The sequence below is a fragment of the Mucilaginibacter sp. cycad4 genome (genome assembly GCF_034263275.1).
In the GTDB taxonomy this organism is placed as follows: domain Bacteria; phylum Bacteroidota; class Bacteroidia; order Sphingobacteriales; family Sphingobacteriaceae; genus Mucilaginibacter.
Genome location: NZ_CP139559.1, coordinates 5,873,403 through 5,900,292, shown reverse-complemented (window position 1 = coordinate 5,900,292; position 26,890 = coordinate 5,873,403). Strand labels below are relative to the sequence as shown.

General features: G+C 44.4%; 25 protein-coding genes. 5 read left to right on the top strand and 20 right to left on the bottom strand.

The features are described from left to right. The gene (locus tag SNE26_RS24255) at nt 1–1,944 is read left to right on the top strand and encodes a sigma-54-dependent Fis family transcriptional regulator (RefSeq protein ID WP_321556441.1); all 1,944 of its coding nucleotides are present in this window, start codon (nt 1–3) and stop codon (nt 1,942–1,944) included. A gap of 578 nt (nt 1,945–2,522) precedes the next feature. On the opposite strand, the gene SNE26_RS24250 is transcribed toward SNE26_RS24255, so the two are convergent. The 3 genes from SNE26_RS24250 to SNE26_RS24240 all read right to left on the bottom strand — a co-directional run bounded on the left by SNE26_RS24250 (nt 2,523) and on the right by SNE26_RS24240 (nt 6,994). Beyond that, a complete protein-coding gene (locus SNE26_RS24250) occupies nt 2,523–5,207 on the bottom strand; it encodes a sigma 54-interacting transcriptional regulator (protein WP_321556440.1) in 2,685 nt (894 codons plus the stop codon). Between the two features lie 164 nt (nt 5,208–5,371). Next, entirely contained in the window at nt 5,372–5,905 is a 534-nt protein-coding gene (locus SNE26_RS24245) for a YceI family protein (protein WP_321556439.1), read from the bottom strand. Nucleotides 5,906–6,037: 132 nt separating this feature from the next. Then, nucleotides 6,038–6,994, bottom strand: a complete 957-nt coding sequence (locus SNE26_RS24240; RefSeq protein WP_321556438.1) for a helix-turn-helix domain-containing protein — start codon at nt 6,992–6,994, stop codon at nt 6,038–6,040. Nucleotides 6,995–7,337: 343 nt separating this feature from the next. On the opposite strand from SNE26_RS24240, the gene SNE26_RS24235 reads away from it, so the two are divergent. Next, nucleotides 7,338–7,913, top strand: coding sequence for a DUF1569 domain-containing protein (locus SNE26_RS24235; RefSeq protein WP_321556437.1), 576 nt, complete (start codon nt 7,338–7,340; stop codon nt 7,911–7,913). A gap of 28 nt (nt 7,914–7,941) precedes the next feature. Here SNE26_RS24235 and SNE26_RS24230 read toward each other — a convergent pair whose 3' ends face one another. The 3 genes from SNE26_RS24230 to SNE26_RS24220 all read right to left on the bottom strand — a co-directional run bounded on the left by SNE26_RS24230 (nt 7,942) and on the right by SNE26_RS24220 (nt 12,770). After that, on the bottom strand, nt 7,942–10,449 hold the full coding sequence (locus SNE26_RS24230; protein ID WP_321556436.1) for a sensor histidine kinase: 2,508 nt from the start codon (nt 10,447–10,449) through the stop codon (nt 7,942–7,944). Nucleotides 10,450–10,645: 196 nt separating this feature from the next. Further along, nucleotides 10,646–11,491 carry an oxidoreductase gene (locus tag SNE26_RS24225; RefSeq protein WP_321556435.1) on the bottom strand — a complete coding sequence of 282 codons (846 nt, stop codon included), beginning with the start codon at nt 11,489–11,491 and terminating at the stop codon, nt 10,646–10,648. A 205-nt stretch (nt 11,492–11,696) separates the two neighbouring features. After that, nucleotides 11,697–12,770 (bottom strand): cytochrome c peroxidase, encoded by a 1,074-nt coding sequence (locus SNE26_RS24220; RefSeq protein WP_321556434.1) that lies wholly within the window; start codon nt 12,768–12,770, stop codon nt 11,697–11,699. Nucleotides 12,771–13,136: 366 nt separating this feature from the next. On the opposite strand from SNE26_RS24220, the gene SNE26_RS24215 reads away from it, so the two are divergent. The 3 genes from SNE26_RS24215 (at nt 13,137) to SNE26_RS24205 (ending at nt 16,037) form a co-directional block, all read left to right on the top strand. Beyond that, complete coding sequence (locus tag SNE26_RS24215) at nt 13,137–13,997, top strand: RNA polymerase sigma factor RpoD/SigA (protein ID WP_321556433.1); 861 nt, start codon at nt 13,137–13,139, stop codon at nt 13,995–13,997. Between the two features lie 206 nt (nt 13,998–14,203). Further along, nucleotides 14,204–14,890 carry an NAD-dependent epimerase/dehydratase family protein gene (locus tag SNE26_RS24210; RefSeq protein WP_321556432.1) on the top strand — a complete coding sequence of 229 codons (687 nt, stop codon included), beginning with the start codon at nt 14,204–14,206 and terminating at the stop codon, nt 14,888–14,890. A gap of 37 nt (nt 14,891–14,927) precedes the next feature. Continuing rightward, nucleotides 14,928–16,037: an NAD(P)-dependent alcohol dehydrogenase gene (locus tag SNE26_RS24205; protein WP_321556431.1), complete on the top strand. Its 1,110-nt coding sequence runs from the start codon at nt 14,928–14,930 to the stop codon at nt 16,035–16,037. 20 nt (nt 16,038–16,057) lie between these two features. Here the strand turns inward: SNE26_RS24205 and SNE26_RS24200 are convergent, their stop codons facing one another. From SNE26_RS24200 to traM, 14 genes are all read right to left on the bottom strand, one after another. Further along, a complete protein-coding gene (locus SNE26_RS24200; RefSeq protein ID WP_321556430.1) occupies nt 16,058–16,312 on the bottom strand; it encodes a helix-turn-helix domain-containing protein in 255 nt (84 codons plus the stop codon). 68 nt (nt 16,313–16,380) lie between these two features. Further along, complete coding sequence (locus SNE26_RS24195) at nt 16,381–17,175, bottom strand: hypothetical protein (RefSeq protein ID WP_321556429.1); 795 nt, start codon at nt 17,173–17,175, stop codon at nt 16,381–16,383. Nucleotides 17,176–17,177: 2 nt separating this feature from the next. Further along, entirely contained in the window at nt 17,178–17,498 is a 321-nt protein-coding gene (locus SNE26_RS24190; RefSeq protein WP_321556428.1) for a hypothetical protein, read from the bottom strand. A 387-nt stretch (nt 17,499–17,885) separates the two neighbouring features. After that, nucleotides 17,886–18,122 (bottom strand): hypothetical protein, encoded by a 237-nt coding sequence (locus tag SNE26_RS24185; RefSeq protein WP_321556427.1) that lies wholly within the window; start codon nt 18,120–18,122, stop codon nt 17,886–17,888. A 52-nt stretch (nt 18,123–18,174) separates the two neighbouring features. Then, nucleotides 18,175–18,633: a PH domain-containing protein gene (locus SNE26_RS24180; protein ID WP_321556426.1), complete on the bottom strand. Its 459-nt coding sequence runs from the start codon at nt 18,631–18,633 to the stop codon at nt 18,175–18,177. After that, a complete protein-coding gene (locus SNE26_RS24175; RefSeq protein WP_321556425.1) occupies nt 18,617–19,210 on the bottom strand; it encodes a hypothetical protein in 594 nt (197 codons plus the stop codon). The genes SNE26_RS24180 and SNE26_RS24175 overlap by 17 nt, the downstream gene beginning before the upstream one ends. After that, nucleotides 19,207–19,986 carry a DUF4099 domain-containing protein gene (locus tag SNE26_RS24170; RefSeq protein WP_321556424.1) on the bottom strand — a complete coding sequence of 260 codons (780 nt, stop codon included), beginning with the start codon at nt 19,984–19,986 and terminating at the stop codon, nt 19,207–19,209. Before SNE26_RS24170 ends, SNE26_RS24175 begins: the two co-directional genes overlap by 4 nt. A gap of 1 nt (nt 19,987) precedes the next feature. Beyond that, complete coding sequence (locus tag SNE26_RS24165; RefSeq protein ID WP_321556423.1) at nt 19,988–21,166, bottom strand: zincin-like metallopeptidase domain-containing protein; 1,179 nt, start codon at nt 21,164–21,166, stop codon at nt 19,988–19,990. Beyond that, nucleotides 21,105–21,587, bottom strand: a complete 483-nt coding sequence (locus SNE26_RS24160) for a M23 family metallopeptidase (protein ID WP_321556422.1) — start codon at nt 21,585–21,587, stop codon at nt 21,105–21,107. The genes SNE26_RS24165 and SNE26_RS24160 overlap by 62 nt, the downstream gene beginning before the upstream one ends. Next, nucleotides 21,584–21,991 carry a hypothetical protein gene (locus SNE26_RS24155; RefSeq protein ID WP_321556421.1) on the bottom strand — a complete coding sequence of 136 codons (408 nt, stop codon included), beginning with the start codon at nt 21,989–21,991 and terminating at the stop codon, nt 21,584–21,586. Before SNE26_RS24155 ends, SNE26_RS24160 begins: the two co-directional genes overlap by 4 nt. A gap of 32 nt (nt 21,992–22,023) precedes the next feature. Next, nucleotides 22,024–22,443, bottom strand: a complete 420-nt coding sequence (locus SNE26_RS24150) for a hypothetical protein (protein WP_321556420.1) — start codon at nt 22,441–22,443, stop codon at nt 22,024–22,026. After that, on the bottom strand, nt 22,433–24,445 hold the full coding sequence (locus SNE26_RS24145) for a type IV secretion system DNA-binding domain-containing protein (RefSeq protein WP_321556419.1): 2,013 nt from the start codon (nt 24,443–24,445) through the stop codon (nt 22,433–22,435). Before SNE26_RS24145 ends, SNE26_RS24150 begins: the two co-directional genes overlap by 11 nt. Before the next feature lie 454 nt (nt 24,446–24,899). Then, entirely contained in the window at nt 24,900–25,694 is a 795-nt protein-coding gene (locus tag SNE26_RS24140; RefSeq protein ID WP_321556418.1) for a DUF4138 domain-containing protein, read from the bottom strand. Between the two features lies 1 nt (nt 25,695). Continuing rightward, complete coding sequence (traM, locus tag SNE26_RS24135) at nt 25,696–26,880, bottom strand: conjugative transposon protein TraM (RefSeq protein WP_321556417.1); 1,185 nt, start codon at nt 26,878–26,880, stop codon at nt 25,696–25,698. Nucleotides 26,881–26,890 lie beyond the last annotated feature (10 nt).

The following is a 26,890-nucleotide window of genomic DNA, read 5'->3' as shown; positions in this document are numbered from 1 at the left end:
ATGAAGGATACTATACTTATTGTTGAAGATGAATTTATTGTAGCAAATGATCTGAGTCTGATTATCAAAAAAGCCGGGTATAAAGTTTGCGGGATTGCTGCCACCGTAGACCAAGCCAGGAACTTGGTCGATAAATATAATCCGACCTGGGTTTTGCTCGATATTTTTCTTCAGGATGGGTCGAAAGGAACGGATCTTGCCCCTTATTTGACTGAACGAAAAATAGGGTTTATTTATATTTCAGCTAACGCAAACCAGCGGATATTGGAAATCGCCAAACTGACCTCACCTTACGGCTACATACTTAAGCCTTTCCGTGAGAAGGATTTGATTATCATGCTTGAAATTGCGACCGAAAAGCATCGTCAAAATATAGAATTCGAAAAGCAGCGCGAGGAAATGCTAAGAATGCAAATCAAGTCTGTCTGCGACAACGGGCACTTGCCTAAAGAACAGATAGCGATGTGGCCGTCTATTTTTCAGGCACTCATTCCATTTGATTACTTTAGGGTCAGGCTGCAGAAGAGGCAGGACAATCACTCAATTGAAGAATTCAGCTACATCCGGGAGGGTTATGACCGGTACAAGTACTGCCTGAATAACCAATTGCCAGAAAGCATGGAGTTGAATCGAAAAGACAGTGCGCTCTACAAGCCTACGGTTGCTAATGGCAAAAAAGCGGGTTATGCTAACGGAAATGAATTTCGTCAGCTTATGTTCGACGATCTGTGGGAACGTGTGCTTTGTTCTCATTTTGATTTTCAATCCAAACTTAGCTTACCACTTCTATTGACGAATGGGTATGTGGCCAGCCTGGATTTTTACAGTAAGAATCCGGACGGCTTCTCCGGCACGCACCTGTCACTGCTGCTGACCAACGAAGAAGCCATCGGGCAGCTCATTATGAATATAAAGCAGCTCTCCGGGAACGGCAGACTGGAAAATGAATCTTCAACGATAAATCCAAAATCACTTGTGTCAGCAGGTAACTTTGACGGGATTGTGGGTAATAGTCCGGAACTGTTAAAAGTACTTGATAATATATCCCTTGTAAGTCAGTCTGAGATTACGGTCCTGATCACGGGAGAAAGCGGTACAGGAAAAGAAAAAGTTGCACAAAATATCCACAAACTCTCTTCGCGGCGCCAAAAACCATTCATAACCGTAAACTGTGCTGCGTTACCACATGAATTGATAGAATCCGAGCTTTTCGGGCATGAGAAGGGCGCTTACACAGGCGCAAGTGAGAGAAGAATTGGAAAGTTCGAATTAGCAAATGGCGGAACAATTTTCTTGGATGAGATCGGTGAGATGCCCCTGGATGCACAAGTAAAGCTCCTTCGCGTACTCCAGGAAAAGGAGATTGACCACCTCGGCGGGAAGCATTCCGTAAAAGTCGATGTACGCGTCGTCGCAGCTACCAATCGGACCCTTGAAAAAGAAGTAGCTGAAGGACGATTTCGCCTCGATCTTTATTATCGGCTAAACGTTTTTCCTGTTCATATGCCTCCGCTCCGGGATCGAAAAGTGGATATACCTGCATTGTCAGCACATTTTTTGAATGTATATGCCAAAGATACTGGTAAAAAGATAAGCGGATTCAGTCAGTTTGCTCTAGATCAGTTACAAGGCTACGACTGGCCAGGCAATATTCGGGAACTGGGGCATCTCATACAACGAAGTATGATTATGACTAATGGCAAAATAATAGACAAAATTGATTTGCCTGGCAATGTGAAGGAGGATGAAAATGTTGCCAAAATTGTCGAACTAAAAACTTTAGAAGAAATGGAAACTAGCCACATTCTTGGCGTTTTGCAAAGCTGCAGAGGAAAAGTATGCGGTGCGGGTGGCGCCGCGGAGATCCTTGGACTCCCCCCAAGTACCCTCAATTCAAAAATCAAAAAACTGGGTATTAAACGCGAGTCCTATTTCAACCTTTAAATCGGGAGAGTTCACGCCACTGAAGTAGTAAAGGCGGGTAACTTTCTTTTAATATTATATATCGACCAGCTTAAATTTTCGGGCATTCAATATTACTGCACGTATTTACTGACGAAACACAGTAATAAATACTTACTCCTTTCGCGGCATTATCCGCGACGAACTGTGCGTCCATATTGTTGTCCCAATTAAAAGAATTCTTCCTTAGAAATTTTGGATAACCGGTTGCAAAAAGCTAAACAACATATGCTGGCTGCTTGCAGGATTTTGGTACCGAAGAAAAGAATAATGGTTGTCATAAGCGAAATATTAACTTATCGTAATTACTACCATATTTATACCATTAATTCAAATACTGATTGTCAGCTAATTGTGAGTATCCGCCCTTGAAAAATCAATGATATTTCGATAATAAGCGAAAAGAATAAAGCGGAACGTCGCCGGCGATCACGATTTCCCGGCTTAATACATCTCACATATGGCCATATGATCATACGAAGCAGTCATCCTGTCTAATAACGGATCATAAAAAGAGAATTTAAGAAAGACAGATCGAGACTGAAGATATCAGGGTTGGATCACGATACGCCTTTTTTGATATTCAGCCTTATAATTTTGGAAGCCAGGGTTGTGGCGGGAATTTTCAACATCTCTGCTGCTCCGCCCACGCCAGATATTTTCCCGTTAACCATTTTGAGAACAGAAACAATATGCTCCCGTTCTATTTCATCAAGCGTTTTTACATCGGCATTTTGTAAAGGCATTTCTTCTCCCTCTGCTCCTGAACCTGGTAGGTACACTTGGCTGATTACCCTGCCTTTTGTCAACAAGACACTACGTTCTACGAGGTGCTCAAGTTCCCTGACATTACCAGGCCAGTTATAGGCAATCATTTGTTTCATAACCCGGGCGGTGAAATGTCCATTGCTTACGGTCATTCGCTTGGCGTATTTCTCGGCGAAATGGTTAGCAAGCACGGGAATGTCTTCCTTCCGGTCACGCAGCGGCGGTAGACTAATGGGAAAAACATTTAAACGAAAATAAAGGTCACTCCTGAAATTACCCTGTTGGACCTCTTTCAATAAATCGCGATTCGAGGCGGCGATCACACGCACGTCTATTTTGATGGATGATCTGCCACCGATACGTTCGATCTCCTTTTCCTGTAATGCTCGGAGTAATTTGACCTGAAGAGCCATCGGTAGTTCGCCTATTTCGTCGAGAAAGATCGTGCTGTTATTTGCCAATTCAAATTTACCGATCCTTCTATCCGTAGCACCGGTAAAACTTCCCCTTTCGTGACCAAATAATTCACTTTCAATCAGATTAGGCGGCAATGCGCCGCAGTTGACCTTTACCATTATTTTCCCTTTTCTTTGGGACGTATTGTGGATGGCCCGTGCGATCAGTTCCTTTCCAGTACCAGTCTCGCCCAGGATCAGCACAGAACTGCTTGTCTTTGATACCTGGGAAACCATATAAAAAACTTCGCGCATCTGAGCGCTTGCTCCTACGATCTCACTGTAATTATAAGTTGTATGAATTTCTTCCTGAAGATATTTGTTTTGTATTTCCAGCTGGCCTTTAGAATTATTTATTTCTATTAGCTTATTCGTCAGGCGTTCGTTGGTCATAAAATTGATGACAGACGTGGATACCTGGGCTACAATACCGTTCATCAAGCCCAAGGACTGTTCTAATGTATCACCCGATTCGGCAGACAGAAAGAATACAGCACCAACCGCGACACCACCATCTGAAAAAGGAGCGGTTACGATTGACCGGATATGGTTGGCTTTCCAGTGTGCAACGTACGCGGGGAGGCGTTGACCAAGGAAATGATTGTCTATATCAAAAATGGTAATATCTTTTAACTTTTTGATACTTTCCAGGAAATGATCCGGTTCCTCACTTTCTTCAAACCCTCGCAAGCCATTGTCGTTGAGTACTTTCGAAGAGGTTTGTTTAAAAACCAAGGGTAAAAAAGATCCTGAAACCGAAGGATGGCTGTAGATCAGCCCCTCGTCAAAGAAGTTGACTTCAGCGAAAACTTTCGTTAACGCCAGTTGGAGCTGTTCCTCATTTTTTGCGGAAGAAACCGCTTTGCCAATGGCCATAAACAAACTCCGTTCATCGTCCTTTTTCCTAATCTCTTCGAGATACCTAATGTTGGTTACGGCCTTTGCGATCTGCTGTCCGGCACGTTCAAGTAATTTAAGATCAGTGTCGTTAAATCCGCCTGGCTTTTCTGAAAAGAGAAAAAGCGCCCCTTTAATATCTCCTTTGTCATGGAGCGGCATACCCATGACTTTTTTCATTTTACTGCCACGGTGTTTAGTAATGAAATCCGGCCTGGTTGGCATCTTCATCAAGTCGTTGATCATCCAGGTTGCAGGACCGTCTCCCGCAAATACATTTTTCAGGATTTTCAGATCGCCTTTCTTTGGCCTCGGGTCCAATGGTCCGTCATCCTGGCTAAATCTGTTATTGTTGTCAAAATAAGTGATATAAGGATTCAGGGGGTCTTCCTGAGGGTCGTTTAAAATAACCATCAGCCCATTAAAATCAGTCAATCCTTTCAAGCCGGAATTCAGCGCAGCGATGAGAGCTGTTTTAGTATTGGCGGCAAACAGACCATTAACTAAAGAGATAATAGCTTCATTTTCCTTAACCTTGCGCAAAGTTTCTTCCCAGTCCCGAACCATTGTAATTGCAGACGCAATATAAGGTCCGACCCGCCGCATGGTATCCATTTCCTCGTTAGATAATGCACCAGGATTTTTATAACCCCAATACATGTTTCCTATCTTACGAACACCGTCTGAGAGTGACAGGCCGACCAGCATGGTCAGGTCAGGCTCGTTACAGTTCAGCACTCGCTGTGGGATATTTTCCCACTGCCTAACCTCGTCGAGGTTCCATATAACCGGGAAGTCGTTTTTCAGTGTAACGTCAAAAAGACCGTCATAGACGGGATAAGCTGAGTCAAGCACCTTTCCAAAGGATGCATCAACTTTTTGCGCTTCGCGGGAATAATAAAAGTATGTACTGTGTGATTGTGAATCTTCGTCAACCAAATTAATAAACATCGTATCCATGCAGCTGCACTCGTTCGCGATCCGGCAAATAAAATCATTAAGTTCCTGTCTGGTACGAATTGCGAATACATTTAATTCTAAAGCACCTGCTCCCAGTGCTGGAAGTGCAAAGTTGGCTGATTTGCCAATGATCAAATCTTTATTTAATGCTCTAAGTACAGACATTGTCATAAATATGTTTAAAAGTCCCTATTGGTTCAGCGCTTATTATTCGACTAAAGTGCCATAAAATAAGTAGTTGTTTAGTAGCTGATTACATGTTAATAGTTTTTTAAACTAAACGATATTTAGTTAAAAAATGATATGAAATAATCATATGTCGTTTAAATTTACGACATTTCAGTTAGAAAAGCGGTCTCATCCATATTAAAGACAAGGGTCATACTTAACCTGACCTCCTTATTGAAAATCTCTCCGGTTATCTCAAATCCATATTCGTTTAATGAAAGCGTTGTTGTCAAACTAAACTGCGCGGACATTTTTTTACCGTTATTTTTGAATACTGCTGAAGTCACCAACAGGGTAAGCCCCCGTTGATAACCTTTGAATTGCACTATACCTGTCAACTCCTGAATCCTGCCAACACTTAAATGACACCCACGATCAGACGTAAAAGTAATAAACGGAAATTCATTCGCAGACAGGAAGCCGGGAGAAATCAGGGCTTGGTCCCATTCATCATTTAGTGTACTGACTGACCCTGTCAGAATTTGCAGGTTAATCACCGGGTCATTAAAATCTTTGCCGGTTACAATCTTTCCGTTAAACTTTTTGAAGTAGCCTTTTATTTGACCAATTTCATAAAATTTAAGGCTAAAATCAATGTAGGACAAGTCGGTGGATAATTCCCAGTGATACTTCATAGCCTTTTCTTTTATCTACGATTAATCAACCTGTTCGACAATGGCCTCGTTTTGAGTTTAAATCGCAGTTTCGTTAAAAAAAATTACCGACAGCTCATAATTTTACAAGCTAATCATTGACATTTCGATTAATTAAGCGCAGACGCTGACCCTGTAAGCGGCAGGCGTAATACTGGTGTTCTTTCTAAAAAACGAAATAAAATGAGAGGGTTCTTTGAAAGCAAGACGGTAAGCAATTTCTTTGACAGACATTTCCGTTTCGTTCAGCAAGGAAATCGCTTCTCCAATGATCTGCTTGTGGATAAACGTCAACGCGGGCCGGCCAGTGGTCTTTTTCACAATTGCGTTCAGATGATTTGGATGCACGAATAATTGTTCAGCATAAAAATTCACGAACCTGGCTTCCTCTGCCATCTCCCGCGAGCCGACGTGTCTTTTAACGTGGGACCTGAACCTGTCAATCAATGCCGGTTGCTGAGGTTCCAGTCCCGAGGCGAAAACTGATTTCGTTTGCGCAACGCGCTCGTATAACCTGCGGGTATGTGTGAGCAGTATATGGACGTATGATGCAAGCAGATCGAGGCGGTGAGAATAACGGGATTTGTATTCATCAAAAAGAATATTGCTGATATTGGCAAGTAAAACTGAATCGCCCGGGTCAATCGGATAAGATAATGGGGCTTTATTTAGAAAAAATGGAAGATCCGCAACAGGTGCAGCGAGATGGCGGTTGCGATTAAGGAAATTTTCTGTAAAAATGATGTAATAAATTTTCCTGGTGTCGTCAACCGCCACATGGTCCATATTATAATCCGGTGCAAAAAAAGAAATAGTAGGCTTTTCAAAGGCCGTACTATGCAGTGCGAGCCGTGTGATAGAATCTCTTTCCTGTACTAGAGAAAGGCAGTACAACTGGTGATGTAGCGGAAACCCCTTCTTTCTAAACCTGACCTGAAATTCAAGATCTGCCTCACGGATGTCAAAATCCGGATCCAACGGTGGCGGTACGCGATGGAAATTAAAAAATTCATTCAGTGTGCCAAATACCCGATCAGTATGGATCGAAAGCGTTTTTTGTTCAAGTATCATTTTCAAGGGTTTAGCTTTGAGGTCAACGACCTCATATTTCTGTATCCGAATCCTGTACCAATAATTATCTTATTTATTTTCAATTACTTACATGGACTTTCATGCCTAACTGTAACGAGATTTCGTTAATTCATGATAAGCTATCAGCGTCATTTGGATTTTAGATTGACGAGATGGCGCATGGTATAATAAATCTGGCAATCGTTCCATTCATGTGCTTGAATATCCTTTGATTTTTGTACCAAAGACTTTGATATTTAATATTGAATGGTGGAGATATAGCTGACCTTTAAGGTTGTGTACGGCGGCCATCGGCTAGTCTTAAAAAAACAATCTTATCTATATGGAAACAGTTACTGCGAAAAAGCCCAAGATGAAACGGAGCATTATCAGCGCAAGGTTATTTGCATCTGCATGGGCCATTGTCAGGTATATCCCAAAGTCATTTTTTGCCCCCCGGATTGACGGCCTTAATTTTTTCAAACCCGAACGGATTGCTGAATTTGTTGCACGTGTGGAGAAAGTCAGCCCTGATTCTAAACGGCAATGGGGCACGATGGAACCCGAACAGATGCTTCACCATCTTAATCTAGCTGTCGGCGCAGGGATTGGATTTTATGATCTCCCGGATGAAAGCTATCTTCTGAGCAGAACTTTCTTCCGGTGGGTACTTGTTGACTGGTTTCCGGAACAGCCGGTCGGTTTGCGTTTGCCTTTAAATTTCGTTATTAAGCCGTTTGAGCATTTCAACTTTCAGGTCGAAAAAACGCAACTGATTAAAATCATCCAGGCAGCCGGCAGTACACGTACGGCGGCTGATTGGGGACCACATCCGATGTTTGGTAAAATGTCTTACAAGGAATGGGGCAAGCTTTTAGACATTCATATCGATTATCACTTGCGACAGTTCGGGGTTTAATCCGGTAATCAACAAAATCGAGCTTGGATTATATAGAGGCCGTCTTGAAAATGATGTTGACATGGGTCCCTTTGTCGACAGCGATGTCAAGGATTCCGTCCAGATCCTCTGTCATACCTTTAATGAGGACTATGCCGAAAGAGTTGGATTGGCCAATGTCGAAGTTAGCTGGAAGTCCGACGCCATTGTCACTAACTGATAGCGAAAAAGATTTAGCATCCGGCGCGGAAAGCCGGATTTTTATTGAGTTGTTACCGTTACGGGGGAAGGCGTATTTAATCGCGTTTGTGATTGTTTCGTTAACGATCAGACCGACCGGTATCGCATATGCGATATCCAGGGAAACCGGCGATATATCAACGTCAAAGAATATCGCCGGCCCTATTTTAAAACTGCTTTTTAAATTTGAAATCAGTTCATCCAGGTAATCCGGCATGTAAATAAGTGTAGCATTATTCGATATGTAGAGTTTCTGGTGGATCAGTGACATCGCCCGCACCCGATTTTTGCTGTCCTCGATGGCATCAAGCGCAGCCTCATCCCTTAAATATCTTGGTTGTGATTGCAGCAGACTTGTAATTATTTGGAGGTTATTTTTAACCCGGTGATGAATTTCCCGCAGCAGCCATTCCTTTTCCTTTACTAAAACCTGCAGTGACGTATTTTTGCTGTCGATGAGGTCTTTCTGTTCCGTTAAAAGCCTGTTGCTTTTTTGTTTCAACATATAGCGGTTATAAAGTATGGCAAGTAAAAATAAAAGCCCGACTAAGCCGATATATGTAAAATACTTTTGCTGTTTTGCCCGTTCCAAATCTTGTTTCTGCAATTCACCTTCTTTTTCCAATAGCTCGTAATCTTTTTCTTTCTGGGCTGTTTCATACTGCACGCGCATGGCCATTAACTCCTTCAGGCGTTCGACGCGATATATCGAATCTTTATAAGCAGCAGTTTTTTGAAAACTGGCGAGAGCTTTCAAATAATTACCGGCAGCAGAATCGGATTTAAATTGCATATAGGCAATTTCCTTTTTTAGCAAAGGTGAAGCGTTATTATAGTTTGATGCCTTTTTTAAATAAGGGGCGGCATTATTATATTTTTGGCGGTCGGTATAAAATTTTGCGATCTCGTAATACGCCTGCGGGATACTGATCTCGTCGCTCAGGAAGATCTGTTTGTTTTTATCCTTAGTATAAGCTTCTATGAATCCAATCATTTGAAGGTAGAATTGTTCAGCCAGCTTGTCTGATCCAAGCCCGCTATGGCAATTAGCCAAAGCGCTCGCTTTGATCGCCTCTTCCCCGGCGTTCGCAGGGGGGCGATTTTTTACATATGCTGTAACGTATTTCAAAGCTTCTTCCGGGCGTCTTAGTTTTACCAGTCCGTCTGCGTAATACTTTACGAGTATGTAACTGAACTTCGTATCTGAACCGGCCAGTTCTAAACCAAGTTTGTAATAAACTGTGCTCTGTTTAACCTCGCCGAGTTCCCGGTAAATATTTCCGATGAGGACATCCGTAATGGCCAGGTAGCTGTTGTCATGTATTGATTGCAGGTTTTTTAAGGCCAATAATGCATAAGCCAGGGCTTGATTGAAGTTTCCCAGATCGTCGTAGGTTTCGGAGAGCGAAAGATATACATGCAGGAGATTGACTTCGCCGGCCGCTTTAAATGTTTTGATCGCCTGCAAATATATAGCAACCGCAGAGTCTAGATTGTGGCTGTAGACATGATCGCCCAGGTCAAGCATTGCTTCAGCGGCATTTTTTTTGTCACTTATAGCGGAATATAGCATTGCAGCCTGCTTAAACGACCGGGCCTTTAGTTGGTAGTTGTCATCATTCACCGGCAAATACCGGGCAAGTTCAGTCCAATATCTGGCTTCCTGTGCCCTGTCATTCAAGTCATGGTATTCGGCGATGATCTGGAAGAAAAGTTGTTTCCCATGCTCAGGATCTCCTTTTTGAAAGCTATTTTTCGCCATCAGCTCAAGTGCCTCGGCTTTCCAATATAGCGAATGTATGGATTTAGCCTCCGCTACGGCACTTTCAATGTAAGGTGTCGCATGATTCAGGTTCTCGGTTTGTTGTCCCGGTAAAAAGCTGTAGTGCTCAGCCACAACCAGTAATAACCTAATATGCTGCTCGCCGTTTACTTGTTCCAAAATCTTTTTTGCGGCATCGAGGTCTTCTTTGTCCATAGAAGCTTTACAGATCAAAAAGGATGACTCATTTCGACCTTCAGTAAATTGCAATGCGCTACAAAGCATAAATGCGTTCCGGGAATAAAACAGGCTGCTATCGAGATATCGCTCGCTACCTTTTTTCTTTCGCCAATACTTGCCGCTGATCCTGATGAGTAAGTTGGCCTTATTGGTGTCTTGCTTTAAAGTTTTGAGCCGCAAAATGTCCTGACTGGGAGACACATCTGAAAATCTCTGAACAGCTAAAGATCCCCTTGTATTCTGACATTCGCCGGTAAAGGGATGCAGCAGACAAACCAAAAGGAAAAAGATCGCCGGCAGTGTTGTATGCTTCATTGGATGGTATCTCTAGGGATTGCTGTAAATTAAATGGCGACTCGGAACCAATTCGCCGGGCTAATGTCAAATAAAGCTTAATCATGTTCAAAAAAAATGAAAACCGCCTCTACATTTTCGGGTGACGGTTTTCATTTCTTAAGGAAACAGCGGATAATTTAGATGCCTGATCACATTTCGGGAGCGTTCATTTCTATTATTTTTGAACGTCGTCATGGTCAGTGCTCAGGATAACATCATTCCATTCTGTGATTTCCTTTTGAAGGTTATCTAATTTCTGGTTGACGTAGTTGAGGGAATCCCGTCCGAGCGGAAGGTGCACGGGCGGATTGGGCGAGGCCGCAAGTTTCAGGATCGCCTGAGCTAGTTTCGCCGGGTCTCCGGGCTGCCTGTAGTTCAAAAAAGAAGCCACGCCACGCATCTGTCCAGCAGTATCGGCATAGTCCTCAATCACTGTTCTGGCACTTTGCAGGGATGAACCATCCAGGAAATTCGTACGAAAAAAACCAGGCTCTACTGCAGTAGAAAAAACGCCGAGCGGCTTAAGTTCGTGAGCCAGTGCTTCGTTGATGCCTTCTACGGCGAATTTCGTTCCGGAATACAATCCCCAGCCTCCAGTGGACGTTAGACCAACGACGGAAGACATATTGATCACATGCCCGGAGCGCTGTTCGCGGAACAACGGCAAAAATGCCCGGGTTACGTTGAGTAAGCCAAATACATTGGTCTCAAACGATGTCCTTGCTTCGCTGTCCGTTGCTTCTTCCACGGCTCCCAAAAGCCCGAATCCTGCGTTATTAACAAGAATATCAACTTTGCCAAAATGCGTCACGGCTTGATTTGCAGCCTGTTTGGCTTGTTCCTCTTTCGTCACATCAAGCACGATCACGTAAAGGTTTTCGCTATTGAGTTCATTTGCGAGCTTTTCAGGCTGGCTGCGAACGGTCGCCACCACTTTGTCACCAATCGCTAATGCAGCTTTGGCGATTTCAAAACCGAACCCCCGCGAGGCACCGGTGATAAACCATACTTTAGATTTCATTTCTTTGATTTTAGTTCTGTGCGTTTTATTGTTCTAGATGTCTTCACCTGCGCAGTCTCATTTCTAGTGGGCACTTTCGTGATTTTTGGCCCGCTCATCTGGCTGTCAGACAAGACAAATTTCCGCAGAACGTTTTTTAGGGTGCGGCAAATTTCAAAGGAAGAGTTATCAAAATCAAAGGTATCAGGTGTTCAGGACACGAAACTCAGGGCTTCTGAAATTTGGGATCGTTAATGTATGTGGTATCGGTAAGTGTTTTTAAAAAGGCTGCGATGTTGTGCTGATCTGCCGCGGATAAATCGATGCCCAACTTGCCTTTCAACCGGAGTGACTTATCAAGGTGGCTATTCGGCTTTATTCCGCTTGCGTAATGTTTAAGCACTTCTTCCAGTGAACTAAACCTGCCATCATGCATGTAGGGGGCCGTAACGGCGACATTTCTTAAAGTAGGAACTCTAAATAAACCAGCATCTTCGGCTTTGTGTGTATGATCTTTCCTTCCTGGATCACGGGAAATAAGGTCCAAACCATTGTTTTTGAAGCTTTGATCGGTAAACAACGGCTCCGTATGGCATGCGGCGCATTTTTTTTGGAATAACAAATAGCCTTTGCTTTCTTCAGCGCTCAAATATCCACCAGGTTCTTTACAAATGTATTTGTCGTACCGGGAGTTGGCAGATACCATCAAAGTTGTAAACTGGCTAATGGCTTTTACTATCCTCTCCGGACTAATCTTCCGGTCGCCGAATGCTTTTTCGAAAAGTGCCGGATAGACTTTGGTAGACTGAAGCCTGTTCGCTATTTCCCCCGGGGTACTTGCCATTTCACATGAATTGCTTATCGCATTGAGCGCGGTGGAGTCTATGGTGCTGATCCTCCCATCCCACATATAAGCATGCTGCCACGCTAAATTGAATAACGGTGGCGCATTCCGCTCCCCAATGCATCCTTTAATCCCGATACTCAATGCAGCCCCCGGATTTGCGAAGGCCGCGGCAGGCTGGTGGCAATTATTACAGGATATTGACTGGTCAAGGGAAAGCACAGGGTCATAGAAAAGAAGGCGTCCAAGCTTAAATCCATCAGGTGATACCGGATTTACACGGAGATCGACTGAAGGTTTCGGAAAACTCGCTGGTCTACTGAAGCTGATATTAACGACGGCAGTATCATAATCTATTTTGGCGGGCCGGAAATAATATGCTGACAGCGCTATTATAAGATTTACGATCGCAATGACTGCAATCACCTTAACTTTCAGATGTTTTTGATTTCCCATAAAAAAATATACCTGGTGCTGCAATTCAGGCCTTGCCATCTGGATCCAGCTAAATCCATTTTAACGTGGTTATTTAGTGCAACAAAGCGGCAAATTTATAGCAATTCAATAAAAACATACCGTATGGTATGTTTTATTTTTGTCAATTTAATTAGCGAAAATTAATTTACCCGCACCGCCATTTAACGACAGGTCGTCGAAAAAACACTTCAAAGTCAACTTAAACCACTGATTCTGTGCATACTGTGAAATGGTGCCGAATTTGACATGCCTGAATATACACCGCAATGAGTTTATCCTGCGAAAGGATTGGGTACCAATAGCAATTAGCAAAAGCGGCGTAGCATCCAGCTTAAATCAATTTAAATGAGGGCACTTGTAATTTCAGCCGCGATCACGCGTCGTGATGACGATGCACTGGGGCGGTACTTTCACGAAATCGAAAAAAAGACTGTCGTCAGCGTTACGGAAGAAGAACAACTATGCCGGCGAATCGCAAACGGAGACAAGGTTGCCTTGTCTCAACTTGTCACCGCCAATCTTCGTTTTGTCATCTCGGTAGCCAAACAATATCAAACAAGAGGGATCAGCCTTAGTGATCTGATCAGCGAAGGAAACATTGGCCTCATCCGGGCCGCAGAGCGGTTCGACCACACCAAGGGTTTTCGTTTTATCACTTATGCCGTCTGGTATATCAGGCAGGCTGTCGTCAGCGCGATCGAACAACAGACCAGGTTTATACATTTACCCTTGAATCAGGTCTCGCTAATCAATAAATATATGCAGGCCTTATCAAAATTGGAACAGTCCAGCGGATGCGGAGCTTCGGTTGGAGAAATTTCAGCAGTGCTTGGCATCGAAGAACAAAGCCTGTCGGAACTGTTGATCCAGAGCCAGGCCATAACTTCATTGGACCGGCCGCTTGTTTCAGATTCGGCCATTACACTTTGTGATCTCGTACCACAGGATGACGAATGCCCGGACGCTGCGCTATTGCGGGAATCTGTTAAAATAGAAGTTGAGGAGGCATTGAAAACTTTACCTCGTCGGGAACGGGAGGTTTTAACGCTACACTTTGGCCTTGGAGGCAATAACCCGAAAAGACTGGAAGAAATTGCAGAAATATTTAAGCTATCGGTTGAGCATACGCGAAGGATCAAAGATAAAGCATTGGAAAAGCTTCGCCTTTCTTCAGCTGGTCCCGCCTTAAAAAGCTGCTTGTCGTGAATCAGCCAGTTTGGCGATGGACCAAACTTGAATTCTACGTCTAAGCAAACCAACCGTAGCAAAGAACACACTGACCTTTGAAATTTACACTGTATTATTTGAAATTGATAAGTGGCCGAGCCTGATAATTTGAATATTTGAACAATCAAATCAAGTTCATTTTAAAAGGTCCGCCATTGATAATCGTATATAAGAGCGAAAAACGAATGGAATTTATAAAAGCGAAAATTATACTTACCGGTGCAACCGGAATGGTTGGTGAAGGGGTACTTCATGAATGCCTGAGTCATGAATCGGTGGAGAAGGTACTGCTGATCAGCAGGAAACCTACAGGCATTTCCCATCCAAAATTGGAAGAGGCCATTCAGGCGGACATGAGGGACCTACGGAACTTGTCGGAGGAAATATGTGAATATGATACCTGTTTCTACTGTATAGGTACGACATCAATGGGGAAAACAGAGGAAGAATACAAGGCAGTAACTTATCAGCTGACCATTGATTTTGCGAATGCGCTGCTAAGCGTAAATCATGAAATCACCTTTTGTTATATATCGGCGGCTGGCTCCGATCTTTCAGAACGGGGGAAAACTATGTGGGCAAGGGTCAAAGGCCGGACCGAAAACAAACTCATGGTACTCCCTTTTGCCTGTTTTTACTCTTTTCGGCCCTTAATGCTTACTCCTACACCCGGAATGAAACATACGCACGGCTTTTATAAGTTCATTTCCTGGTTTTTTCCGATAGGACGCTTACTTAAGCCTGACTGGTTCTGCACACTACGGGAACTGGGACAAGCGATGATCGCTGTCGCCCTCAACGGATACCCGCGCAGGATCATTGAGGTAAGAGATATCGCCGACATTGCAAACAGGGCAAATTCCCGGAAGTAACACCTTAAGTACACCACTATTCAACTTAAACATATCAATGATGGAAATTACAGCAGCCGTATTAACTGCGCCCAAACAAAAGTTCGAAATTGAAAATATTCAGCTTGATACTGAATTACGTCCTGAGGAAATTTTAGTAAAAATTGTGGCTACCGGTTTATGTCACACGGATATAGCCATCAGGGATCAGCATCTGCCTTTTGGCTTTCCCGGGATATTGGGACATGAAGGCGCTGGCATTGTAGTAAAGACGGGCAGCAGTGTTACGAAGGTAAAAGCGGGGAACCACGTCGTACTTGCACCTGCCAGCTGCGGAAAATGCAGTTACTGCAAATCAGGGCACCCTTCTTATTGCATTAGTTTTTTTCCGATGAACTTCGGTGGCATTCGAAATGACGGATCTTGTCCTTATCATAGTCATGACGGGACAGGCATCGCCGGGTTCTTCTTCGGACAATCCTCTTTTGCGACTTATTCCCTGGTTTCCGAGAACAACGTTGTAAAAGTACCGGAAGACGTCCAGCTGGAAATATTGGGGCCTTTGGGTTGCGGCCTGCAAACAGGCGCGGGCACGGTCCTGAATGTCCTGAAACCGTCGTCCGGAGAAAGCATTGTAATTGCAGGCGTAGGACCCGTAGGCCTGGCGGCGATCATGGCTGCCAAGGCAGCCGGATGTACATCTATCATTGCGGTAGATATTTTTGATAACCGGCTTGACCTTGCGAAAGAACTGGGTGCTACTGATACCATCAACAGCAGAGAATTGATTGTTTCAGAAGAGATCAATAACAGGCTGAGCCCCGGTGGTGTACATTACGCGGTTGATACCACAGGTCGGAATGCGGTGATAAATCAGTTGCTTGGTTCATTACGCTTTATGGGTACATGTGCTGTAGTTGGGATTTTACCGGCCGAAAAACTGGAAGTTGACAGCCAGTTTTTCACCATGGGACGTACATTGAAATATGTTATTGAAGGCGACAGCGTACCAGATATATTCATTCCACAACTCATCGAACTACATAAAAAAGGCATGTTTCCATTTGACAAACTCATCAGGTTTTATGAGTTGAACGATATAAACGCAGCGGTTGAGGACTCTGAAAAAGGTATAACCCTGAAAGCAATCGTGAGAATGCCCCAGTAAGAATGGAATATTAAATCAGTCTAAAGGCTGCTCAAATAATCATCAAGTTCTTCGGCATCATAATAGCATACGCCACGTAATTTTTTGAAAGGTATTTTACCCTGTTTTCGTAATGTTTGCAGCGTAACTTCAGACATGCCGAGCATTTTCATAACATCAGCAGTTTTGAGCCATCTCTTTTGATATTGTTTTGGTTGAAGGAGGTCCTTGATATCCGTTAGGAGCTGCTGGCGGAATTTTTCAAGATCGTCGACCGTAAGAACTTCTAAATTCATTCTATTCATAGTTAAGGATAAAAGTATACCGGACTTCCGCCGGTATACATAATTGAATGTTGATTTTGTTATCGGGTAAGCCCAGGATCTGGTTCTAGGCCGTCTTGCCGGTTGTCTCGCCGCTTCACGTTTTCTGCGATAAATTTCGACAATCCGGTTTCAGCTATAGGAGTGACCTTTGCTGATAGCTTTTTTGATATGGGGTATGTTATCAAAATATCTGTATCGTTCATCCCGTACGATCTGGCGACCGCAATCGGATCCAGCCAGATCTCGTTGGGTATTTCCAATAGAACTACGTGTTCCGGCAGCTCAAAGAGAAACTCATCGGCTTCCAGTATGCAGTGCGTTTCAGTATCGTAAAAAGTGAGATAGGCATGGCCATCGTCAGACATTTCCATGTTCCGAAGGCTGATAATGTTCCCGGACTGCGCGGTTTCTCTCAGCTCCTTCAGCCGCCAGTCGATGGTGAATTCTGTGCCTGCAAGATCTATGTAAGGTAATACTCCTGATAACCTTTTCGCTAAATCTTCACCGCCAAGATAAAACCCCCAGCCTTTTTTCTGACTGATCGCGCTTAGGGATGATTTCAGTTCGTCTGGTAATTCTCCGGGGACTGCCAGGATGATACCCGGTAACGTCAAGTCCATGATCTGATCGTTTATCTTGCCGGAGGTTTGATAACCATCGGCAAGATTGCGAAGTCCTTTGTGAAAGCGGGCCGTATAATAGCCTTCGTGCCGAGTAAGGTCATTGAAATTGATCGTGTTTTCATGGTCATCATACTGTATCAGTTTTTCCTGCAAAGTATCAATGATAAAGGGCACTGGCCCAATAGCTAAGATATGTTGATTACTGTCCATGGCTATGATTGCTTATCGTTTAACTTTTCAGCCAGGTCGATCAGGCTTTGAAAATATTCCTTGCGCATTTCGAGCAGATCGATAATCGTGTTGAAGGCGTTGCGCATTGCATTGTTACCGACACCTTTCACCCTACAACGTATTTGCAGATCTTCGGTGCTGATGATTGTGAGGTCGACGATACCGAGATAAGCCATCCATTTAGAATCGTGTATCTGATAGTCTTTGATCTGGTGATGCCCGAGCCATGTAACGGTTTGGTAAAGCAGGCCCTTACTCACCAGGAACATGTCCGGTGTAAGGATATAAACCTCTGAGCTCAATAGAAAAACATGATAGCAAAAGGCCAGCAACGTGATCCAGCTCGCGACAAGTAAAAGCGGGTGAATGACGAGCGCTCCGTAAGCTAGAATAAAAAACAATATCAGCCAGGGGCTTGTACAGATCAGCGTATACCTCACTGAAGGACGCACTGGGGCGATCCCATATGGGATTGGTTTCATTGGAATAAAATTTAAAGGGTAAATAATGATCTAGCAGGGTGCGCAAGATCTAGCGAAGGTATTTAAGCCTGTAAAAACTTAAACAAGCGATAGCTTTAAAATGAAAAGTCCCTTAGCAATCGCTGCCGGGACTTTTAACTTAAACCTTATCACAATACAGTGATGGTCACTGTAGATTATTTGCAAAGTAGTAAACCATAATATGCATCAGAAATTTCTGTTGCCGTGGGTTCTGGAACGCATATATTCGCGGAAAATGAATTCTTCCATTTGCCTTCTTTGAGCCTCACGCTTCGTCCTCACATTGTATCGCCAGAGAAAAATGCCCCAAATACCGAATGCGACGGCAAAACCTGGCCATGGATTATCTTTCATGCTCAATGCGCCGCAGAAAGCGAAGAAAGAGACAAAGCAGGTAAAGATCAGGTGAGCGAAAGTTTTCATAGCTTTAAATAGTTAAATTTACTAAATTCATTAGTAACACACAAGGCCATTTTCAATTAATTTCGTAAATCTGATTGTGCCGTCTCGCCTCCTGTACGCGGGCTCGGATAATATCAATGATATCTGATTCCGGGATACCCTGTAATCTGATCGAGTGATTTTCAGGATCGGTCGTCTTCAGGATAACGTCCATAAGTTTGAATAGTTGCTGCAGAAATGACTGAGTAACGATATAATCCTTAATACGAAACATTTCAATCTGATCAGCCCGTTTGGAAAAGACTCCGTGTTGAAGCTTAACCAGTTCCTGGGTTATGGTATAGGTGTAGCTTCGGACATAAATGAGCCGGTAACAGGCGAGACCTGCCGTGCCTGTACTGAACAGGACGAAGAACGGCGAAAGCCACCGGGCCAACCCTAAAAATACGAGCGCCATCAGTATCAGTGGTAGGCATTTTATAGATGCCCAAACGAAAGCGGGTTTTAGAATGATATTATCGGGTGCTGTCATATTTAAGTTGATTAAAATAGTTTGCTTGTTGAAGCGGTTTTCGCGTGCGTACGGCCGTCCTGGTGCTAAAAGCCTGTTCAAAGGCATTAAGCGTCAGTTGCTCCCCGTCGAAAAGCACACTGTGCCCATTATAAATGACTTTTACCTGTTGGCCAGTCCACTCTAGTTTTACACGCTTTGCTTTCAGCCCGACTGCTACGAAAATATCTGTCGCGCGGCCCATTAGGTCGGCTTCAAAGAGCAATGTAAATTTTCTTTTACCGTAATTCTCCCTGATCCAATTCAGTTGCGCTGTAGAAGGCCTGTTGCCAAGGGCCAAAAAACAAAGCTTTTCCAATTGCCGGTATTTAAGGGTGCTTAGTGCCAAAAATGCAATACAATCCATAGCTGAGCGGGCAATCAGCACTTCTACAGCGGCTCCATTCCCTGCTACCCAGATATTATGGCTTGCAGGAACAAAATGGTAGTTGAGCGCAATGATTTCCACGGCGTCGCCGTAGTCAAAGAAAGGCTGCTGGACATTGAACAAGGCCTGGATATCTAAAGGAACGCCAAGCTTTGTTAGTGTATCATTCATCGCGAGTTACCTTCCTCCTGACTGTAAAAGTTGATAAAATGCTGATCCTCCGGTTGCTGCCTGTTTATCATATCCTTGAGCGCACTTTGAAATGCAGGACTTTGTTTTGCCGCTTCTTTAGGGTCACGCTTTTTGTTAAACAGGGCATTCAGTCCCTTATACAGTACATAAGAAAGGCCACCATCGATCAATATAGACGCTACAAGTGCCAGTTTGTTCGAACGGATGCCGTGAATGTCCTTGCCTGAATAGTTAAAAGTGGTACTATCCGGTAGTTCCACCTCTTTGCCCTTGCGGTAATTTTCTTTTTGCGCGGGCGTCAGGAATTCACCGTTGACCATATCCGGGGCAAGGATCTTTTCCGTGTCGGATACAATAAACTCCCTGGTTTCTGAATCGTATTCAACAAGCAATTCTTTTTTGTTGCCTATATTATCAATAGTGATCTTCAGGAAATTCTCTACTTCTCCTGATTGAAGTAGCTGAGCCTCGTTCTCTTCCAGGAAATCCGGTGTTACCGCTTTGCGATAAACAGGATGGATCACCAGGTCCAGTTTGCCCGTCGCGTCAGGTTGCAGGGAGAGCTTGGCATCTAATGTTTGGATACGGATATTTTCAGCTTGCAGGTTATCCAACTGGAGTAAACCAGTGCGACGACCGGAAAGCAAAGCTTTCAGATCATCCACATTGAGCAGGAGTTGGCCGCCCGCGGCCAGGCCAATAGTTTCCAGATCGTCGATCGGAAGCTTATTTTCATTATAACTGATCAGGTTCATGTTAACGTTCTATTTGATAATTATTCTGTTGTTCTGCCGAATGGTCATTTTCGCGACCATGGCCCTGTTCTTCGCCGACGTTGTTACGAACTTCCAGCAGCGACTTATAGAGTCCGTCAGTAGCTTTAATAGTTTTACGGGCACCATCCATATCTTCCACTTTGATACTTTTATTTTTATAGACATCCAGCACTTTGTAGCTCGTATCCATATAGGAAATCTGGTCGCCCTTTTGAAAGTTAAGGTTCTTTTCTGCTCCTTGTTTTACTTCCCTTTTCTGTCCCAGGCCCAGTAGAAGAGATGATATCTTTTGGGCATCCCTGCTTACTTTAACAATTTCGAAAGGGGTATCCCTTAAAATCTTCTGGAAGTTGTTGGAATAAGCGGCATGCGGACCAAAATTGTGGCCGATCTTCGTTTCACCGCCAATCATCATGGCGGCTATTGCCGCGCGAATTTCTTCCCTGGCGTATTCCATAGAGCCAAACTTTCCTTCCATAGGCCTGTTTAGTCTGCTTTCGTGCCCTGTCCAATGTGCCAGTTGATGTATGGCCGCCTGCAGGTACTTCGTTTCACTTTCAAACTTTTCCTTTTCGGGCAGGAAGATTGCGTCACGTTTCTTATCATAATAAGCTTCTTCACCACCATGAATTATAACCGCTTTACTATCGGCGATCAGTTTTTCCACCCTTTTAACAGGGCTTAGGGATTGCCCCTCGTCCTGTTTTTTCAGAAATTCGGATAAGGGCGGCAGGTTATTGATCTGGGAACCGTTGAATAGGAATGCTTTAACCGTTTGCGGTTTTTCAAATTCGACAGTTCGGGTTATTGTTTTACCGTCATCATCCTTAATTTTTGCGCCTTCCGGCGTACGGACTGCCTGAATGTCGTTCGATTTTGAAAACTCAATCATGGTTCCGGTGGCACCTTTTTTAACAAGGAACCCAGCATAACTTGCTGCATCAGCAGACATCCACCTTGGATCATCATGGCCTTTCATAGCCAGTATGATCTGGTTCATGCCACTGTAACCCTTACCTGTTGTCGGATTTACCGGTGTTACAAAAGCGGGCATGCCATTATCTTTAACCGGTTTCTGGAACAGCGATGTCCCTGCTTTAAGTTCCGCCGCCAGCTTTTCTGAAAGCTGAACCGGCAGTTTTTTGAAATTGTCGCTCATTTTGTTGATTATTTAAAAATTTATATAAGAATTTCAATGGATTGATGTACCGCTGTCCGGAACGGATACTGAAGTGTAAGTGCTCCCCGGTTACACACCCGGATGAGCCGGTGATAGCGATGGGCTGACCCGCATAAACCGAATCCTGTAACCCGACCAGCAGCCGGCTCAGGTGTCCGTAAATGGATTCGACCGCTCCATGGGAAAGGTGGATATTAATGCCTAGTCGCTTATTGTTGCCTTCGGAGATAACGCGGCCATCAAGAATGGCAAACACGGTATCTTTACGGGCCTTGAGGTCTAGACCATAGTGCATGGCATAAATACCGGAGATAGGATGCATTCGAAATCCGTAGGGAGAATTGATAATAAAGTGTCTTAATGGCAGGCAGATCAGGCAGAAGTTTATCAAAATTTTCATCTGGACAAGGCATTTTCAAGTTCGATTTTTTCCGTGCGGTTAACGGTATCCAGCGCCTTATTCCAGATGCCGGGATGGTCCCGGGCTATTTCAAGTGCGCTGAAGAGATCAGAAGGAGTTCCCATATCCTGCCGCATCATGATTTTATACATGGCCTTGAAATCAGGCAGAGGCATCGATAAGCCATTTTTATTTAATTCCTGAAGTATCTCTTCTTTTTCTTTCAGCATCATCAGATCCTTTTGCCCGTAGACGGATTCTGCCCCATTTGGGAATTTGACGTAGTTCTCATCTACTGCCCTTGCATAGGTCAGTACGCCAACCTGACCCTGTTTGCCGGCCGGGTCGTTGGATACCTTCGGATTCACGAGAACCAGTGATCCGGTAATTGTTTCATTTTTCATACTTACTCATTTGAAGAATTGTTATTGAAAGGTTATCGTTCCGGCCCTGGTTCCCGTGATGGCTCGCGGTATAATGCGACCGGGGCAAGTGCGCCATCCCTGATTGCAGGATTTGCAGCTGCCAGTTTCAGAGCCTTTTTCTGTTGGGTATCCCCACCATAGGTGTTCAGTAAAGCGATATTTTCCAGTTTTCTATAATCCTGGAGGGGTAGCTTTTCTTTGTTTTCAATAAGATAGTCAAGGATTTGGTGCTCGTGTTTAACCACAAGCAACGCATCGGCCGCGTATAACCCGATTTCGCCGTCGTCGAAAACTACCCAATAATCGTCTGCAGGTGAATTGATCACGGTGACGAAACCAATCTCCCCCTGTTTGTTAATCGTGTCCTGCTGTAAATCGGGATCGATCATGACGTAGTCAGGAGTAATTGCTTTTTCTGATTTAGTGTTCATTATTTTTCCTCATGCTTGCTTTTGGCGGGATTGCAGGTTCCTGAGGTTTAAACCGCAAGACGAGCTGTTCGATCTCTTGGCTGATCCTGAAATAGTTTTGGGTCAGTTTTTCATCCCGTTTACCGCCGAAATCGTAGAATAAAGGAAGTGTCTTATAATCCTTTTCCTCTTTGGCGATTTCCTCCATATCAAGATTGATCCTGCAATGGACCGCCGAGGTCTCAAACTGCCCGGTATACTTTTCCTGTGCTTCGGCTGCGATTACACCAACCATTTCTCCGGAATTAAGGGAGGCGATTTTTCCGGCGGGAATCAGTGCTTCGAGTTTTTCGTTAAGGGAAGTCGAGGTTTTATTCCTGTCAATGGATAAACCTTCCCCCAATTGTTTGGACTTGCCAAACAGGCGCTCCAGCCAGTCCAGTGTTTCTTTATTTCGAACGGAGCCGGATAAGACATTACCGACCACGGCGGTGATGGTAGCAGCGGTATCTTTGCCATATTGCTGCTGAAATTGTGGAAGCTCCTGTAATCCGAGTAACACAGCCACTTTATTACTTCTGGCAGTTGCGATCAGGTTTTCGATACGGTGAACGAATAAAGTGGGTACCTCGTCAACGATCAGAGCGGAAGGCAGGTTACCTTTGGTATTGATCAGCTTGGTAAGCCGGTTAATCACAATGGAATAGCAGGCGGAGTTGATATTCTGGGTATTGGGATCATTTGCGAGTACAAGCATTCCGGGGTTTTCCCTAGCGGAGATTTTGAGATCAAAGTCGTCGCCGCTGAATACCCAATACGTTTCTTTTGTCGCCAGCCTGCTGATAAATATCTTCAGGGTACCGACCTGCCCCTCCAGCTGTGAAAACGCTTTGGCATGGTAAGCGGTCATAAATGGCGAAAGCAATGATTTGAGTTCAGGCTCAGATAACAGTGTTTCGAATATCTCCTCGTAGGTACGGTTCAGTAGTGCAAGTACATGCGGAAAACTGGAATATTTCCCGCCCTGGTACTTGCTCATAAAATAGATGCAGGAAGCGAGGAAGTTGATCGCTGACTGGGTAAAGAACTGGTCGCTCCCTCCGGAACGGTCCCCCTTTTTCAGGGCTTCTACCAGTGCTTCGGCGGTCTCTGCCGCGTCGGCCAGCGTCCTGATGTATTCAGCTTTCCAGGGATTAATACGTCTGCTTCTCTCAATGTCGTTCAGGTTGATGACATGGAAAGCGAAGCCATCGAGCTTTCCATGCTGTTTCGCCAGTAGATAGTGGTAATAGGCGATCTGACCGAGGTCGGGAAACTTGAAGTCATAGACACATACCGCGAATTGTTTGGCGATCAATTGCCGTATAAAAGGATTGACAATAGAAAAACTTTTGCCTGAGCCCGGTGTGCCGATGACCATCGTCGCGCGAAATCCATTACAGATATTGATCCAGCCACGATGTACTTTCCGCTTGTGGTAAAACAGCATGGGGATATTAACCGAATAGGGGGTATCGATTTTCGTAACTGGCTGCATAAAGCTTTCAGCTTCGGTATTCCACTTATCCTTCCCAAGCCCGGACTTAATGATCTTGGAAATGTTGTCCATAGACAGGCTAACCATCAGTGCCCCAACAAGGGAGGTGACCACGTAAGCAAGGTCGAACGAGCTGGTCAGGAAAAATACGGGAGGTGATGCGCGGCCCTGAAAAAAAATGCTTCCAAAAAATAATAACAGGCCAAGGCAAAGCGGCAAGACAATATGTTTCTGGGGGTCGAGTTCTGTTTCCTTTTTTGCCAGCGTACCGATGGAGACCAGGCAAATAAGTCCAAACGTTGTGAGCTTGGAGTAAACCAGTTTACTATAAATGAATATGCCTGCGATTTTATCCAGAGGCAAAATAAAAATGCCCCAGAAAGGGGCATCGTGATAAACAAAAACGGAAGCTTCCAGCAGGATACTCAGGTAGATAGCGCACTGCAAAAAACCGTGCAGTTTTTGCTGTTCTCTCGTTTCTTCCATGAGAAAAGGTTGATTGATCAAAAGGGCCACATCCGGTCGGGTGGTCCGGGCAGTATTGAGGGAAACTTATCGGCGAAGCCTTCGTTCCTAGTTGTCGTTACTATTGTCTCCCTCCTCAGCGAGAAGCTCTTCGGTTTGTGCCAGCCTCTCTTTATCGGCGATATCCCGGCTGAATTCTGCATCAAGTCTCGCCAACTAAGCTTTGATTTTTAGTCTTCCTGCAAGTAATCCGAAATCGTTTCAATGATCTCATACCGTAGAAATCGATCGTCTTCCTGCAGGCCCAGAATGAGTGGTGAGCATATCTCGAGGAGATTAGTGAGCTCATAATGTAAAATGCCATCGTTGGAAAAGTGCTGGTAGACCCCCGGAAATTCTTCTTCCAACACGAGCTTTAGGTATTTGTAAGCTATGGAATCGGTCATAAATATGAATTATTGAGGGGCATGCCTTCTTAATCAGGCAGTGTATCGGCGTTAAGGATGTCCTGATACGTAATATATAAAATGATCACCCTACCCGATAATTGTTGCTCGCTGAGCTCGACGTGGAGCACTTTATTTCCCGGGAACGACAATTTTCTAAGCACAAAGACATTCCGGTAGTTTTTTTCAAAAGAAGGAACGGGGAAAAGCACAAACTCAGGCCGGAGTTCAACTGATTGGCTGTTGGCAGCTTTGATTACCTTTTTGTCATCTACCTTGAAGCGGATATCGGCGATCCTATATCTCAGGTTTGTTTTATTGTGGTATGAAATGTCGAGAAAAAGATAATCGCCTATTGTGTAAACATAGTTTAGCTTCCCCTTCAAGCCAAATGCTTTCACCTTTTCGATTCGATGGCCCGGCCGCTTCGCTACTAGCCGCAGGGCCATTGCCTTCAGTTGGTTCTGTGAAAACCCGACACCTGCGATATCCAGTGGACGGGTATCGGCAGGCTCAATATTGACTTCAGTTACCGCACCTTTATGTCCGGGCAGCAAGCGATATTGTGCGATGAATTTTTCACCCGCTATGGTTACCACGGCGTTGTCGAATACCTTCAAAGAATCCCGTAAACGAATTCGCAAAACGTTCTTCAGGGGCAAATCACCAATAATGTTCTTGGAGGAAATGTCTACGTATTGAATCGGCTCCGGTGAGATAAAATGAATATTCAGGTTTTCGGGTAGGTAAATAACACGCAGGCTGTCCTGCGCGTAAAGTTTCGGCGATAAGCATAACGCGATAAAAAAAATGATCTTTTTCATATTAATAGGTTTTTTGCGTGTTTTGCAACGCGTCGGCGTCGATTAAATAGATGAATGAATTGTATTTGAGCCGGGCTTTATTTTTCCGGATGAGGTCGGCTATGGCGGACGAAGTGGACTGGAACACTTTGTCCAGCGAACTCATGATAAACTGGCTATTGCCGGAGCTGCCATCAATGGTAACACCCTGCACGGCATTGCCCCCGAGATCTTTGGTAAAGTCCCGGAAAGCGGACGAGGGAACGTACAAGCCAGGCAATCCGTCAAGGTCATATAGCTCCAGCTTTACCGGCAGTATTTTGCCCTCATAAAGAATGGAGCTGATGGTGAGCGAAACCCGCTGTTCTGAAAAACCGGAAATCTGCGCGAACAGGTAAGTGCCTTTTTTAACCAGGGAATTTCCAGCCTTGATATCCTCCATGAGTTTGAGGCGTAGACGTGAACCGGCGAAGCCCGTTACATTTTCATCAATGGTGGCGCTGATAAAGTTATTGGGTTTGTCCGGAAGTATAGTGTTAAAGTCTGAGGAAGGCCCTCCCGCTTTCGAAACAACCAGTTTTGGCTGAATGGCCTTCAGTTTAGCGACTTTATCGGCTGCTTCTTTTTTCTGTTTTTCCGCTTTAAAAGCCGGGTCATTTTCTTTGGTCAGGCTGTCCATAATCACCATTTGCTGCTTAAAGATTTCCATCGGATCTTTTTCTTGCTCACCGGTATGTTCAGAAACAATTTTTTTCGGCTGCCCCGGCTGCTGTTTGGCCATTTCAACAATTGCTTTGGCTTCCTGCCGGTCGTGTGACTCGGTGCTAAAGTCTGATTGGGCGACAATTGAAGGTCCGTTGAACCTGGATCTCATAGCCTGCTGGAGAGAATCAAGCGTTCGTTTTTGCAGTTCATCATTACCGGGGCGATAATCGGGGTTACTTGAATTCTCTTTAGGGATCACATTAACGGCGGTCAAGCCGTCGGCTTCCTTGAAGGTATTCCGGTAAGCATCGAGTTTATCTGCCAGTTGCCGCTTCCTGACGTCGGAGGAAACGCCACCAACACTACCGTTGAGCCCGGCCTGTTCTTTAACTTCGGTTTTAGGTTTGCTGAACCCGCTTTGCCAGACATAGAAGAACAGGCACAAAAAGGGCAGCAGGATAATGGGCAGCACATATTTGGGCTGTCTGAGGTTGATTTTCATGATTATTCGG

Coding starts and splice junctions, on each gene's coding strand:
- SNE26_RS24255 (WP_321556441.1), top strand. CDS start 1: ATGAAGGATACTATACTTATTGTTGAAGATGAATTTATTGTAGCAAAT.
- SNE26_RS24250 (WP_321556440.1), bottom strand. CDS start 5,207: ATGTCTGTACTTAGAGCATTAAATAAAGATTTGATCATTGGCAAATCA.
- SNE26_RS24245 (WP_321556439.1), bottom strand. CDS start 5,905: ATGAAGTATCACTGGGAATTATCCACCGACTTGTCCTACATTGATTTT.
- SNE26_RS24240 (WP_321556438.1), bottom strand. CDS start 6,994: ATGATACTTGAACAAAAAACGCTTTCGATCCATACTGATCGGGTATTT.
- SNE26_RS24235 (WP_321556437.1), top strand. CDS start 7,338: ATGGAAACAGTTACTGCGAAAAAGCCCAAGATGAAACGGAGCATTATC.
- SNE26_RS24230 (WP_321556436.1), bottom strand. CDS start 10,449: ATGAAGCATACAACACTGCCGGCGATCTTTTTCCTTTTGGTTTGTCTG.
- SNE26_RS24225 (WP_321556435.1), bottom strand. CDS start 11,491: ATGAAATCTAAAGTATGGTTTATCACCGGTGCCTCGCGGGGGTTCGGT.
- SNE26_RS24220 (WP_321556434.1), bottom strand. CDS start 12,770: ATGGGAAATCAAAAACATCTGAAAGTTAAGGTGATTGCAGTCATTGCG.
- SNE26_RS24215 (WP_321556433.1), top strand. CDS start 13,137: ATGAGGGCACTTGTAATTTCAGCCGCGATCACGCGTCGTGATGACGAT.
- SNE26_RS24210 (WP_321556432.1), top strand. CDS start 14,204: ATGGAATTTATAAAAGCGAAAATTATACTTACCGGTGCAACCGGAATG.
- SNE26_RS24205 (WP_321556431.1), top strand. CDS start 14,928: ATGATGGAAATTACAGCAGCCGTATTAACTGCGCCCAAACAAAAGTTC.
- SNE26_RS24200 (WP_321556430.1), bottom strand. CDS start 16,312: ATGAATTTAGAAGTTCTTACGGTCGACGATCTTGAAAAATTCCGCCAG.
- SNE26_RS24195 (WP_321556429.1), bottom strand. CDS start 17,175: ATGGACAGTAATCAACATATCTTAGCTATTGGGCCAGTGCCCTTTATC.
- SNE26_RS24185 (WP_321556427.1), bottom strand. CDS start 18,122: ATGAAAACTTTCGCTCACCTGATCTTTACCTGCTTTGTCTCTTTCTTC.
- SNE26_RS24180 (WP_321556426.1), bottom strand. CDS start 18,633: ATGACAGCACCCGATAATATCATTCTAAAACCCGCTTTCGTTTGGGCA.
- SNE26_RS24175 (WP_321556425.1), bottom strand. CDS start 19,210: ATGAATGATACACTAACAAAGCTTGGCGTTCCTTTAGATATCCAGGCC.
- SNE26_RS24170 (WP_321556424.1), bottom strand. CDS start 19,986: ATGAACCTGATCAGTTATAATGAAAATAAGCTTCCGATCGACGATCTG.
- SNE26_RS24165 (WP_321556423.1), bottom strand. CDS start 21,166: ATGAGCGACAATTTCAAAAAACTGCCGGTTCAGCTTTCAGAAAAGCTG.
- SNE26_RS24160 (WP_321556422.1), bottom strand. CDS start 21,587: ATGAAAATTTTGATAAACTTCTGCCTGATCTGCCTGCCATTAAGACAC.
- SNE26_RS24155 (WP_321556421.1), bottom strand. CDS start 21,991: ATGAAAAATGAAACAATTACCGGATCACTGGTTCTCGTGAATCCGAAG.
- SNE26_RS24150 (WP_321556420.1), bottom strand. CDS start 22,443: ATGAACACTAAATCAGAAAAAGCAATTACTCCTGACTACGTCATGATC.
- SNE26_RS24145 (WP_321556419.1), bottom strand. CDS start 24,445: ATGGAAGAAACGAGAGAACAGCAAAAACTGCACGGTTTTTTGCAGTGC.
- SNE26_RS24140 (WP_321556418.1), bottom strand. CDS start 25,694: ATGAAAAAGATCATTTTTTTTATCGCGTTATGCTTATCGCCGAAACTT.
- traM (WP_321556417.1), bottom strand. CDS start 26,880: ATGAAAATCAACCTCAGACAGCCCAAATATGTGCTGCCCATTATCCTG.